The sequence below is a fragment of the Pseudoalteromonas sp. S2755 genome (assembly GCF_005886535.1).
Classification (GTDB): domain Bacteria; phylum Pseudomonadota; class Gammaproteobacteria; order Enterobacterales; family Alteromonadaceae; genus Pseudoalteromonas.
This window is the reverse complement of sequence record NZ_PNDS01000024.1, coordinates 1-14,419: the sequence shown is the minus strand read 5'-3', so window position 1 is coordinate 14,419 and position 14,419 is coordinate 1. Positions and strand designations below refer to the sequence as shown.

The 14,419-nt window shown below is 44.6% G+C and carries 7 protein-coding genes; 2 read left to right on the top strand and 5 right to left on the bottom strand.

Going from position 1 to position 14,419, the window contains the following annotated elements; translation table 11 throughout:
- Position 1: 1 nt before the first annotated feature.
- From CWC03_RS04805 to CWC03_RS04790, 4 genes are all read right to left on the bottom strand, one after another.
- Entirely contained in the window at positions 2 to 2,422 is a 2,421-nt protein-coding gene (locus CWC03_RS04805; RefSeq protein WP_138580784.1) for a penicillin acylase family protein, read from the bottom strand.
- 124 nt (positions 2,423 to 2,546) lie between these two features.
- On the bottom strand, positions 2,547 to 6,938 hold the full coding sequence (locus tag CWC03_RS04800) for a type I polyketide synthase (RefSeq protein ID WP_138580783.1): 4,392 nt from the start codon (positions 6,936 to 6,938) through the stop codon (positions 2,547 to 2,549).
- Between the two features lie 3 nt (positions 6,939 to 6,941).
- Positions 6,942 to 12,167 carry a non-ribosomal peptide synthetase gene (locus CWC03_RS04795; RefSeq protein ID WP_138580782.1) on the bottom strand — a complete coding sequence of 1,742 codons (5,226 nt, stop codon included), beginning with the start codon at positions 12,165 to 12,167 and terminating at the stop codon, positions 6,942 to 6,944.
- A gap of 150 nt (positions 12,168 to 12,317) precedes the next feature.
- Complete coding sequence (locus CWC03_RS04790; protein WP_099031308.1) at positions 12,318 to 12,521, bottom strand: MbtH family protein; 204 nt, start codon at positions 12,519 to 12,521, stop codon at positions 12,318 to 12,320.
- 284 nt (positions 12,522 to 12,805) lie between these two features.
- Between CWC03_RS04790 and CWC03_RS04785 the strand changes: the two genes are divergently transcribed.
- Positions 12,806 to 13,318, top strand: coding sequence for an RNA polymerase sigma factor (locus CWC03_RS04785; RefSeq protein WP_138580781.1), 513 nt, complete (start codon positions 12,806 to 12,808; stop codon positions 13,316 to 13,318).
- 29 nt (positions 13,319 to 13,347) lie between these two features.
- Here the strand turns inward: CWC03_RS04785 and CWC03_RS04780 are convergent, their stop codons facing one another.
- The gene (locus tag CWC03_RS04780; RefSeq protein ID WP_010374385.1) at positions 13,348 to 13,788 is read right to left on the bottom strand and encodes a tellurite resistance TerB family protein; all 441 of its coding nucleotides are present in this window, start codon (positions 13,786 to 13,788) and stop codon (positions 13,348 to 13,350) included.
- Positions 13,789 to 13,842: 54 nt separating this feature from the next.
- Here CWC03_RS04780 and CWC03_RS04775 point away from each other — a divergent pair, with 54 nt between their 5' ends.
- Positions 13,843 to 14,217: a hypothetical protein gene (locus CWC03_RS04775; protein WP_138580780.1), complete on the top strand. Its 375-nt coding sequence runs from the start codon at positions 13,843 to 13,845 to the stop codon at positions 14,215 to 14,217.
- The last annotated feature ends 202 nt before the right edge of the window (positions 14,218 to 14,419 follow it).

Genomic DNA, 14,419 nt, shown 5'->3' with positions numbered 1-14,419 from the left:
ATCACTGTTTTATGATTTGCGTAGAAACGTGTTTTGCCGCAACTTCAGCTTTGCGAAAAGGTAGTGCTACCAGTTTATTTTGCTCACTATAGTATTGTGTTTGATCATTCGCATTGAGCGAGTTTGGATGCTGTGATTGAGAATAAGTTAACAAGCCTTTTGCCTTCACCCCTGACTCATCGAAGTCAACAACCATCATCCAACTTGAACCAAAGTGCAACTCATAGCCTCGTTGCGATAACCCACTCCACAACGGCCTATCGTTATACGGTGTCATCACTGACGCCGTTACAATCGGAGCAAATGTCGTTTGATCGAGGCGATTTTGCGTAGCGAACACGTTAAGTCCACCTTCAACATTCATATTTCCCTGCCAAGCAAAGCGCTTCCCGTGCTGTTCAAAAAACTGTATATCACCAAGCGGCGCATCCAGTGCAAAGCCTGCATGGCGAATAATTTCTCCAGCAATGGCTAGTTCTTTGAAAAGCGCTTCATTGATACGGATATTTCGTGGGGTATTTACTGGATCCTGCGGGTTGAAACTAACCTCGAAGTCTTCTCGGTCATTGACTCTTGCGACAAATTCTCTCACCAAGTGTGCAGCCAATGAAGACTGCTCAAAACGCCCGTCCCACTTTTTAAGAGCTTGGCATGTCGGGGCTAGTGCAAAAATTTGACCATTGACTGTAACCTCTTTGGTTTGCCAGCTTTGCTCGCACGCTGCAATGACAGTATCAATGATCGGCTTGATTTGTGCGGTATTGGCTAACAGAATTGCGGTGACTTCATCCGCATCAAACTTTTGCTCGTCACCAATTGGATGACTTATTTGCGCCAAAGAATATCTCGTTCTACGGCTTTGTAAAACCCTGTGCTGACCATAAAGAGGGGAAGCTTCGGCAATAGGGGCACTGGCATTTGCAAGCCAATATGAATCATTGGCATTTTGCACATAGTCCTTACGTGCAAGCTTAGGCTTTTCTGCGTACGGTACACTTTGTTGATAATAATAAGCGGAATCATCACCGGGTAGCACTGGCACTCTAAATTTTTCAAAATACTGTTTTGCCTGTATATTCTCATTCAAATAGCGAAGCGCTGTTGATGATAAATGCGGTACATTGGCAGCATCAATATAAAATGCGTGTCCATCTTTATCTGTATAAATCGCGTTATTGAACATTAAGCCATTATGATCTTTAAAGCTTTGTTGAAATTCCTGCAAAGTTTGCGCTTTATTTATCGCAAGCCAATGATCGATTGCAGCAAAATTATCTAAGTTCGTATTTTTTAAAATATACGCGTGCTGTTCTGTCCAATCTAATACACCTGGGATTTCAATCAGCATCCCGCCCTCAGCCTTATATACGGGCTTATGTAAAGATTGCATCTCACCCGATGCACTCAATACCTCAACAACGATGTCCTTTTCCGCAATCCGTTTAGATTTACCATCTAGCACATAGCCAAGTGGGGTTGCGCTATCCAATGTTAAACGGTAAATCACACTTTGTGTCGATGCTGAGTAAGTATGGCTCCATGCAATATTATGATTGAAGCCAATATTCACTACCGCCGGAAAGCCCAGCAATGATGCTCCCATCACATCGAGTTCGCCAGGGATATTGGCGTGATAGGCCCAAAAACGCATCTGTCCTGTCATGGGAAAATGCGGATTTGCCATTAATATCCCTTTACCATCATCACTAAAATCGGCACCGATAGCCCAAGCATTTGAGCCTTGTGTCATAAGCTTGTCGCCGTCAGGGACTGCAGCTAACGGCGAGGTTAGCTTTAGAGGTTCTGATGCACTGGGCAGCCAAGCATTACCTTGCTCTGGGTGTGCTTGTAAAATTGCGGTAGCAAACTGACCAAGACTCGCGCCGCTTCCCGCAGCGGCAATGTTAGCAAGTACATCAACAGCCGTTATGGGCTTTACCCAGCTTTCACCTTGGCAAGTTGGTTCTAACCTTGCCTTACCTTGTTGCACTTCGGTGAGATACAAATTAAAGCCGGCAGCAAACCCTTCTGCAGCAGCTTGAGTATCTTTGGATAACGTCGGAAAAGCGAGCTTAGCCTGCCCATAAATATCAGCAATTTTATATAGATAATCAGACATTACATGACGGTTATCACCAGCTTGATAGTGATCAGGCCCAAAATACTTAGCACGCTCTCCTCGAACTCTTAGATAGCTATCGGCAAGCACACAGCCATGGTCTTGCGCTTGAGCATACCCAGAACCAAAAGCTAATGAACGTAAGTTGCTGGCTCTAACATGGGCAATACCAAATTCGGTTCGAGTGATTTTGGCTTTCAGTTTTGAAGTGTGTTTTATATTACTTTGCGCTGCCGAATGATCAGCCTGACAGGCCAATGGGCCAAATAACAACAAAGGGATGAGCAGCATATTGGAATTCATAATTATCCTTTTTAATAAGTACTGTTTAAAAATCAAATCATTCATTGACGAATAGGGTAAGTAAGGCGGACTTAAGTAACAGGTGAAGTAAATACAAAAAACGGGTGATAGCCACCCGTTTTAGTTATTGATTTTCTATCTCTGCGAGCAGCGCTTCTTCAATAAGAAACGCTAGGTTATCGATAGTTGGGTCTTCAAAAAATGCAGCTGGAGCTATCTCAACAGCGAAAGCCTGTTTAGCCTTCGCTATCATTTGTATTGCAATAAGCGAATCACCACCTAGTGTAAAGAAGCTATCAAAAATACCCACTTCACTATAGCCAAGTGACTCACTCCATAGTGTTGCAAGACGTTGTTCAAGCTCACTTTCTGGCGCTTCAAATTCAACATCCATAACAGGACGAGATTTTCCTTGTTGCACGCTGTTAGTGCTAGGATTGGCAATCGCTGCTGCAGTGAGTAACTCTTGCAACTTAGCTTCTCGTTGTGCCCAGTTCATGGCTGCAGCGTAGAGATGTGGCAAGTCAACAGAGATGGCTTGCATAAACAGTGCCGCACCTTGTTCACGATTGAGCCCCAAGCCACTCGCCACTTGTTGCCCAGCAGCCATACCTATGTTATCCCATCCATCCCAGTTGATTGTGCATACCGGGAATGGTAAAGCTTGATAAGGCAGCGCATCTAGATACGCATTTGCAGCACAATAGTCACCTTGCCCAAAGGCGCCAAGCACAGAGGCGAGCGACGAGCAAAATATCATTTTCGTTAGTTGATGATGCGCGAATGCCTGTAATAGATTATTGGCACCCGCTACTTTTGCAGCTAAGGTTTCAGATACTTGCTGCGGGCTTAACTGAGATAACACACCACCTCCGGCTACGCCGGCTGCATGAACAACGTGACTGATATGACCGAGCTGCGCTTCTGCTTCGGCTATGGCATTGGTTAATGTAGGCAAGTCTGTTACATCCCCTTGCAACACCATCAGGTCTGGCGCGAGTGCCTTTAGCTCGTTCAACTGAGTAAATAATGCCTGATTTTTTGGGTCTTCGTTATTAACAGCAAGTTCAGGCCATTGTTGCGCAGTGGGTATGGATCGGCGGCTCAACAGCGCGATTTTATGTCCTTGCTGCGCCAGTTTATTCGCGAGAATAAGCGCTACACCTCCTAATCCCCCCGTAATAAAGGTAACTGGATTATCCGCTCCCGATGCTGTTGTTACCACCTCGGGTACTACATGCTGTGACAAGCTAAAAGCATTTCTACCACGCACAGCAATCTCTAAGCTGCTCTTCTGTGCTAAGTTTTTCAGTATTGTTGAAACCAAGGTTTTACTGTTTGTTGATGACTCTACCTCTGCGACTTCAACTACCTGTACCAACAACTCAGGGACTTCATGACACAAGGCTCGAGTTGCACCTAAAATCGTCGCCTTTGATGGTGATACCGCTTCATTGCCCAACACAGAGAAAAGTCCAGTAGCAACTAAACTTACCCCTATTTTATGTTCAGAAGCCCATTGCAATAGCGCCAAGTGGCTAGTAAACGCCAGGTTATCTGCCCCAAGTAACCTTAAGTCAACGACGCGAACAATATCACCAGATTGCGACATAATGGTCTCAAACGTTTCTATTTGTTGAGTATTACCGCGATAAACCTGCGCTTGTTGCTGATCAAAATCATTACCATGCCAAAGCTGTAGTATAGAAACTTGTTCTACATTCAACGCCTCCAATAAGGCTTCACATAATGGGCTGTCATCACAGACGACTAGCCAGCGCTGACCACTCAAAGGTGCGCTTGGCGCAAGGTTTTGCATCGCCTGTTGCCACACTGGAGCTAATAGTTCAGGCTCAGAGACCTGCGCGTCAATCACAGCATCATGGTTGCCTTGTGCCGCTTGCCAGAAACTTGTGTTTGCAAATGCATACTCTGGTGCAAGCATCTTTTGACCATGGGGATATTTCGTAACTTTGTGCCAATCAACATGCTGACCGCATTGCCACAATGTAGCAAGGGTTTTCGCAAACGGGGGCACGCTGTATTTTAGGTCTCTTACATGGGCAATTGAGTGTAGGACTAGTGCTTTCTCACCAAGGTTTTGACTACTCAGTTTTTGTAAGGTATCACCGGGGCCTGCTTCGATTAATACTTGACATGTTTGCGCCAGTGTTTGAATTCCTTTAGCAAAATCAACTGGCTGACGGATATGATCAAGCCAATATTGTACTGAGCTTGCTTGGCTATCTGTGATCCATTCCCCGGTAATATTAGAAACAAAAGGAATTTTCGGCGCTTTTAGCTCAACCTTTGCAAACGCCTGTGCAAAAACTGCTAATACAGGCTCAGTTAGATGACTATGAAATGCGTGTGAGACGTGTAAACGGGTACAGCTGACCTGCTTCTCTTTCAATTCACCTTGCAGCATTTTAATCGCCGCTTTGGTTCCTGCCACCACCGTATTTTGCGGGCTGTTATAGGCTGCAATATCCAGTTCAGCATTGAGGAAAGGTGCAATAGTATCAGCGTCTGCCATAACAGAAAGCATCGCGCCTTCTGCCATTTGCTGTAACGCTTCCCCCCTTGCAACAACGAGATGAATGGCATCATCTACAGACATCACCTCCGCTAAACAAGCCGCAACATATTCACCAATACTGTGACCTAGCATCGCATGGACTTGTACTCCATGCGCTTGATAGCATTTAGCCATAGCATAAGCCACAACAAACAATGCAGGTTGCGTCACCCTAGTTTGATTTAAGAGTTGATTGGCAGCTAATATCTGCTCATCGGAGGGGAAAAATATCGCTTCTAGTTCTGCACGTAATTTACTTGGGAAACGTGCTAGTACGTCATCGAAGTGAGTCTTAAACTCTATAACATGACGATATAAAGGCTGTGCCATCGTCACATATTGTGAGCCCTGCCCTGAAAACAACAAGCCTATCCGCTCTGCTTTCTTGACTATCTCATCGGCATATTCACGATTTAACAACTCAATTGCCTGCGCTTCATCTTTTGCGACAATGGCCTGATTTGCAGGCAGCCTACGCTTTTTATGCTGCAGCTGTGCAGCTATAAGCGTCAATTGCTGTGGATTCTGCGTTATGACTTCTGCAAGTTGTTGACGCTGCTTGGCTAAACTGGCTGTATTAGCCGCTGAAAGCGGTAAAATGTGCCATGGCGCGGGGGCGCTTTCGATCTCGCTAGTAGCAGGTAAATACTCTTCCAAAATAACGTGTGCATTGGTCCCTCCCATTCCCAAAGAGCTGACTGCAGCACGGCGAGGACCATCACAATCCCATGTTTGCGCGTGCTTCGGTAAATAAAACGGACTGTTCTCGAAGTCAATTTTACTATTTTGAGGCGAGCTATGAATGCTTGGCGGGATCTCTTTGTGGCGCAAAGCTTGAATAGCTTTAATTAAACCAGTCACACCAGCCGCTGAGTCTAAATGACCAATATTTGCTTTAATTGAGCCAAGGGCACAATATTGTTTTTCAGTGTGCTGATAAACTTGTGATAGTGCTGCTACTTCAATTGGGTCGCCAAGCTTTGTGCCAGTACCGTGGCTCTCAATGTAACCGATAGAGCGCGGCTCTACATCTGCAAACTCCAAAGCGGCACGTATCGCATTAGCTTGTCCCGTAACGCTTGGCGCGGTATAGCCAACCTTGTCTCTACCATCATTATTAATAGCAGATCCCTTAATCACTGCTAAGATGTGATCGCCATCTTCTATCGCTTCTTCCACACGTTTTAATACCACAGCAGCAGTACCACTGCCAATCAAGATGCCATCGGCGTGTTCGCTAAATGCACTCAACTTACCACTGGTTGATAAGCTACCACCAGCGGGGGCAAGATACCCTTGTTCGTCGAGTAAATTGAGCCACACCCCACCTGCAAGGGCTGCATCACACTCATAGTTTTGCAACGCTCGACAGGCCATATGTACGGCGACTAAAGAGGTTGAGCAAGCCGTTTGCACCGTTACCGCGGGTCCAGTTAAATCAAGTTCGTAACTAATGCGAGTAGCCAGTGCGTCTTTCTCATTGCCATTGGTGAGCGCTAAGAGGCTAGTGATATCACTGTCTTGCTGCTGCGGCAATAAATGTTTGAGTAAGTATGCTGGCACACCACAACCGGCAAATACGCCTGTGAACTGGCCACTTGCGGGTAAGCCTGCATGCTCCAAAGCGTGCCAACACGTTTGCAGAAATAGCCGCTGTTGAGGATCTAATTGTGTAGCTTCTTTTGGCGTATAGCCAAAAAACTCCGCATCGAACTGAGCTTTGTTTGCAAATGGGATGGAGGCGTTAACATAATCAGGGTGGCTGCGCTGTGCTTCACTGACCCCTGCAGCCGTCAGCTGCTCTTCTGTCAAGGTCTCAATAGCGCAATGACCATTGCGAACGTTTTGCCACAATGCTTCAACGTTATCGGCGTCAGGAAAGCGCCCAGCCATTCCCACCACCGCAATATCTAAAGGATTAAATGTTTGCTCTGTCATTAGTTACACTTCTCTTGATTTACGCTTCTTGGCAGCAAAGGCACTCATAGCTTGCTTTTGTTTTTTATTATTTGACGTTGGCAGTGATGTGGTTTGCGCACTGACAGTTGTCGTCAAATAACTCGCTAAGCTGGCAATACTTGGGTACTGGAATAGATCCGTTAATGATAATGATGGATGATCAGGCTTGAGTTCATCGTATATCGCCATCAGTAACAGAGAGTGGCCACCTAAGTCGAAAAAGTTTTGTTCTACTGCAATAGAGTCTCGTTGTAGGTGGCGAGCAAATACTTTGATTAACTGCTGTTCTAACTCACTTGCGTTTGATTTAGGTGTCTCAGTGCTCTGCAGCACTTTGATATCCGGTAGTTTATGACGCTCTAATTTGCCACTCTCAGAAAGAGGCAGTTTATCTAACACCAAAATCGCATCAGGGATCATATAATGAGGTAATTGCAGCTGTAACGCTTGTTTCAATTCAGCTTCGGTTACACCATCAGCCTCAACATAAGCGACTAAACTTGCTGCGTTTTGCATATCTCTCAGCTGTACCACCGCATGTTTAACGCTAGGTAGGTTGCAAAGTTGTGCTTCAACTTCTGATAACTCAACTCTAAACCCTCTTATTTTCACCTGATGGTCTTGACGACCTATGTACTCCAGCTGCTCTCCATGCCAACGCACCAAGTCGCCGGTAGCGTACATACGAGCGCCATTTTGGCTAAATGGATCAGCAATAAACTTACACGCTGTCAATCCTCGTTGCTGCCAATAACCTCTCGCTAAAATATCACCACCAACGTACAACTCGCCTACTTCACCTTGTGGCACTAACTGTAATGCACTATCTAATACATAAAGCTGTCGCCCTTGGATAGCATTACCAATCGGTACATTGGCAGATGGTTCAAGTACGGTGCAATCAAATACACTTGCTTCTACAACAATCTCTGTAGGCCCATAGGTATTCAGCAATGTGACATGACTTAACCCTGCAGCCCGCCAATCAGCGACGCCAGTTGTCGACATCGCTTCACCACCTGAATGCACCTGACGAAGATAAGGAAGCGCCAGCGCACCATGATGTTTAGCTTGTTGCGCCCACGAAGCGGCGATCGTACGCCAGTAAGCCGCACTTAAATCCATGACGGTAATTCGATGTCGTTGCGCCTGGATATAAAGCGTATGTGCATCCCATAATGCATCTTCTCGAAGTACTAAGGTCGCACCCACAGTCCAAGTTGGGAACACTTGCTCCACGAAAGCATCAAAGTTTGCAGTCGCAAATTGCAACACCACATCCTTTGCAGTTAACGCCATAAAGTCGATTGCAGACGTAATATATTTTGCCAACGCCCCATGCTCTATCGCTATTCCCTTAGGTGTTCCAGTCGAGCCAGAGGTATAATTTAGATACGCCACAGCAAAATGATTAATATCACCAACATCCTTTATTTCATCCGCCAGTCCTAAGGTGTTGAATAACTCTGTAGGTGTAAAAACATCGCCCTGCCATACCGAGTTAGTTGAGACATCTTCACTAATGAGTTTGCAACAGTTGGCATCTTCTAGCATGAACGCTAATTTGGTGTCAGGGAAATTGGCATCTAATGGTAAATAACCCGCACCAGCAAGTAGGCATCCTAGGGTACAGGCCAGCATCTCAGGCGTTCGAGGTAACAGGATCCCCACCACGCTTTCCGCTCCAACGCCCGCAGCGGAAAGTTTGTGTGCAACACTCGATGCGCGTTGCCACAGCCAGCTATAGCTATAATCTTCATTGCGATAAATAATGGCAGTTGCTTCCGCGCTTACATTCGCATGTTGCGCAATTTGCGACAGCCAGTCGATTTTTTCTTCAGTGCTCGCTTTGCCCTTCCCAAGTGCTAATAATGCGTCCTCTTGTGTCACCATCACTAACTCTGCAATCGCTTCATTGGGGTGTCGAATTGCCTGTTGTAGCAGGGTGAGCCAGCTTTGCATAAAGTTTTGCATCTGCGCTTTTGAGAGCAGAGTACCGTTATACTGAAGCTCTAAATCAAGGTGGCCTTCATTAAATAATCTAGAATCTAAGCTAAAGTCAAACTGTACTTCTTGATTGAGCGCTTCCACAGTACTTGCTTCCACAGATTCACTTTCACACCAAGGGTTGGCTTGGTACTCAACGTGGTTAAGCATAAATTGGAATAACGGATTGTGCCCAAGCTTGCGATCTGGATTTAACAACTCGACTAGTTTTTCGAATGGATAATCTTGATACTGTTGCGCCTCTAGCGCTCGCTGTTTTACCTGAGCTATCACATCACCGAACGTCATGGCAGGATTAATATCTGCAGTAAGCACTTGCGTATTAACAAAAAAACCTAACATTTCTTGAGTCGAGGCACTGCGTCTATTTGCGACAGGAACGCCAACTCGTGGCTTTGATTTACCATATAAACGATAAAACGTAACCTGCAAAGATGCTAACAACAACATGTACAAACTTGCACTTTGCTGATGTGAAAAGGCTTGGAGTTGCTGAACTTGGCGATAATCTAATTGCTCACATAGCGATCTAGATTGTAACCCTTGCTGTGTTTTTTCACGCTGCGTAGTGATAAGCTCCTCATCCCCATCACCTGATAGCTGTGCGAGCCAGTATGCCTGTTGCTGTTTTGCATCCGCACTCTCGAGCCAATCTTGCTGCCATTGAGCAAAGTCACCGTACTGCAGTAAACTCTGCTCGATATTTACTTCAGTGCCTTTTTCAAGCGCATGATATATATCAGCTATTTGCTTTATTAACAGCTCGAAGGACCATGCATCCCCCACAATGTGATGCATCGCTACCAATAAAGTAAACTGTCGCGGCGCAATCTCCACCAGTGCAACCCTGAAACAGTCTCCCTCCATAAGGGCAAAGGGAGTTTGATACCATTTATCAATCCAACTGGATTGGTGCTGCTGAGATAAATGTGACATATCTTCAACACACCAGTTCAATGGACGAGATGACGCAGCCTGTCGCCATTGCCCATTTTCACTTTTCATAAATTGCTGTCTCAAGATTGGGTGGCGGGCAAACACCACACGGCAAGCCTGCTCTACATGCTCAATTGACACTGGGCCTAATAAAGTGGTTTTTGCCCCAATATGATAGGCGTTGCTTTCAGGCTGCAGTTGCCATAAAAACAGTTGCCTTTGCTGTTGGGCGCTCAAAGGATGATCTATCTGATGCGTTGGGAGTAACTGATGCCTGTTCTTGTTCTGCGCCTTACTGTGCTTGACAAGCTCACAAAAATCACCAAATTCAGGGGCATTAAATAAACAAGTCGTCTCCAGTTGGCAATCAAACTGTGTTTGAACCAACGCAATTAAACGTACCGCTTTTAGTGAATTCCCGCCTAAAGAAAAAAAGTTAGCTCGGTTATTTGTCACTGGATAGTTGAGTACCTGCTGCCACGACTTAGCGATCGCTTGTTCAAAATCAGACCATGCTTCTACCGTACATTCTACTTGCCCAAGATTGCGCAACGCTTCGCTATCGAAAGCACCGTATGGCACCAACTGCGCTCTTTGATATAACTTAAGACAAGCGCTACGCTGCAATTTTCCGCTAGATGTTTTCGGCAATGTGCCCTGATCAAGCAGTAGCACGAGTTCGGGACTGTGGCCGAATTGCGTACTAATAAAGTTTCTTACTACTTCAGCAGTGAGCTCCGCCGCAACAGTGTTTCGATAGCTGTTCGTGGTCTCGATAGCAAGGCCAATCCCTTCTCCAGTTTCCGCGCTTGGAACTGGAAATGCTGACACTCGACCTTTACGCACAAAGCTCAATTCAGCTTCAATCACTCTTTCGATATCTTGGGGATAGACATTGTGGCCATTCATGATGATTAGATCTTTTTCTCTTCCTGAGATAAAGAGTTGGTCATCGTAGATATAACCCACATCACCTGTTCTTAACCAACGCTTGCCATCTAGCTCGATAAATGTGGCTCGTGTCGCTTCTTCGTTTTGCCAATATCCTACTGCGATACTGGGACCTGCAGTCCATATTTCTCCAATCAAACCATCTGCAAGTTGCTGATGAGTTTGCGGATCGCTAATACGTAAGAAATGCTCACTGGCGACGATACCGCAGCCGACTTGATGGCGATAATGTTCTGTATTTCTCCAGTCCTGACTTGGAACCGACTTTGCAATACCTGCGGCTAATTTAGCGCTATCAAATGCCGTCACATACGCGCCTTGATTGGCATGACTGCCAGTCACCATCAATGTTCCTTCAGCGAGTCCGTAGCACGGGTATATAGCCTGCTTGTTTAAACCACAAGCAGAGAAGCGCTCAGCAAAGTCAATGAGTGTATCGTGTCTGATGGGTTCAGCCCCAGAGTATGCAACTCGCCAATGACTAAGATCGAGCTCTTCTAACACTTTTTCCTTTACTCTCTCCAAACATAATCGAAATGAAAAGTCAGGGCCTCCAGAGATAGTCCCCTTGTACTGACTTAGTAGTTGCAACCACCTTACAGGCCTTTCCATAAAGTAACGAGGAGAAGTCAATACCAAAGGAAAGCCCATAAATAAAGGTTGTAGTAAACCTCCAATTAACCCCATATCATGAAATAGCGGCAACCAGCTAACCATGACATCGCTGCTCGTCGTCTCCATCCGCTCACTAATCGCTCGCTCATTCGCAATTAGGTTCTCATGACTGACCATCACCCCTTTAGGTGTTGCTGTTGAACCTGATGTGTACTGCAAAAATGCAATGTCACTTGGCGCTGTATTGGCACGTTGAGCTGATATATTTATCTCTTCCAGCTCATCAACACTTAGCATGGACGCACCAGAAGTTTGTTCGGTCAGTGCTTGTACCGTCTCACTGAAGCGGGCAGTGGTGAGAATTAAAGTCGCACTGGCGTCTTTGGCGATCCCTATGGTTCTCGCGAGATGTTGTGGCTTCGTCGATTCAGGAGGAAAGCTAGGAATAGCAGTGATCCCACAATACTGACAGGCTAAAAAGCTGGCTACGTACTCAATACCAGTTTCCATCAAAATCAGGGCTCTATCTCCTGGTTTTGCATACTGTTGAAAATGACTGGCAACAAGCATCACTTTTTCAAGTAGCGTTTGATAAGTCCACTGCGTAGTCAATTTGCGCTCAACACAAACCAGCGCAAGTTGATTAGGCTGGGTTTCAGCATGATGTATAAGATGGTCAGTTATTGTAATGGCGGACATAGTTTACTCCGTAAATCACCGACGTTTTGAATGGTATCCAGCCACGTTCTAACGCCTGCTAACGAAAAAATCGGATAAATAGGCTGATCTATTGCAACATAAAAATTACAAAATCATCGATACTAAATGGATAACAGGTAATTAGGGCAATCAGCTTGTTAAAGCTTGACGTAAGCTCAGTGGTCTCATATCAGTCCAATGTTGATTGATGTAATCAAGACAAGTCTGCTTGTCTCCTTCACAACCTACTTCACGCCATCCTCCAGGAATTGATTTATAACTTGGCCAAAGAGAGTATTGTTCTTCATGATTAATCAATACTTTAAATGTGCTATTTTCATTATCAAAGCTCATAACTTTTACCCAGACTGTAAATAAACGAAGTTGCTAGCAATGACGCCTCAACTGCAAAATTATTTAGTTTTATTTCACTCAAAATGAAACTTAGGCGCTCAGCATTGCAGTTTCGTTGATGGTTAAATCCCCAAAACCAATACTTTTGTTAATCATAAGAAAAAAATAAAACACAAAAAGTAAACTTTGCACTTGACAGCCCTCATTTATAAAAAATAGAATAACTGATAATTATTATCATTTGCGTTGTTGTTATTTTTGAAATGCTTAAGGAGTAAGTAGCTGTGTCTCAATTTGCGGTTAAGTGGTCGCGTGTTATCTCTGAAAACGAGTCAAAATTACTTGTATACCTATCCAGTATTTTACGCTGTCCGTATTTAGCTGAAGATGCCTTGCAAGATACCTATATTCGGTTAGCTGGCATGTCTACAAGCCAGAATGAAGCCGTCAAAAATGCAACTAGTTTTTGCTATCAAGTTGCACGAAATATCGCTATCGATATGTTGAGAAAGTTCAATCGTGAAAATTTAGTTGATATTGAGGCCAGTCACTTTGACCAACTGACTGACCACCAAATAGATGTTGAATCTAAATATGAAAGTGAGCAGCTGAGTGGAAAGATCAACGATACAATTGGAAAGCTATCTCGCCGCCATCAAAACATTCTTTCTTTTTATCGTCATGGGAGACTCAAACAGAAAGAAATAGCCAACCTTTATAAAATCTCTCCTACCTTAGTCAACTTTATGATCAAAGAAGCTATCAGTAGCTGCCAAACGGAGTTAGTTAGCCATTAGCAATTGATTAGTATAAAGCAGCGCACCGATCACTCTGGCTGTGCGCGAAGCTTTGCTGCGATAAAATCGGCATGGGCAACATAAAACAGCCCGGCTATTTTCCGAATGATATGGTCTTCATGGCTGTCGAGTTCGCCATCTGCATAAGCAACGTGCCACAATAGCTCAATAACCTCGATGCGTTCAATGTCGCTGGTGTGGTTATTCACTTGTTTGGCAAAAGAATACATATCTACTGCCTGTTCCACCAATTGCTGTGCTTGCGTTATCAGTGCACTGACTTGTGGTTCAGGCAATTCACAACGAGTTTTGAGTAGCTCCGCAATTTTATCGAACTCCGACTGTTGTAGTTTGCCGTCCGCTCGCATCACTTCAACCAGCAACGCAGCAAGCGCGGTATTAAAGTCGATTTCTTGTTTCGGTGATGACTCCTGCAAGCTTTGAAATAGTTTTTTAAGTTGGTTAAGCAAGTGGCTAATCTCCCATGTGATATACTAGTAATGTAGCAGACTAAAAGGATGGTTATGCGTAAGTTATCATTGAGACTAAATTCATTAAAGCTAAGTTCCCTAATTGTAAGTGCAACACTGCTCTCGGCATGCCAATATACACCGGTTCCACGAGGCGAACCTGAAAAGCTCTATGACTTTGACCACAAAGTACATTATGAGCAAACCACGTATAACGATGACCACTTTCGACTGGCAATTAAGCCAGATAGTTATGCGCATTTTAGGCAACAAAGCGTATTTTTGCTGCGCCATGCCAAACGCTTATGCCAAGGCAGTAACCCACAATTGACATTACTTGGTGGCGTCCAAGGCTTTGATAAGATGCCATTAGAGCCAAGACCTTACCAAAATGACTTAACAGTAGACGTAAAATGTGTGGCCAAATAGCCACACATTTTTGTTAACGCTATAAATCTTTTTCAGTAACCCGCTCTGGGTTTAGTCTTTATACCAGTTGTATTAAGTAAATGATCTATCTTGAAGCGGGAAAATAGCTTTAGTAGCAAGGCAAAAATTTTGCTATTTGGTTGTTCTAAATCAGAAATTTTTAACGAAGCTAATATGCTATTTCACCCTTCAAATTGATTAT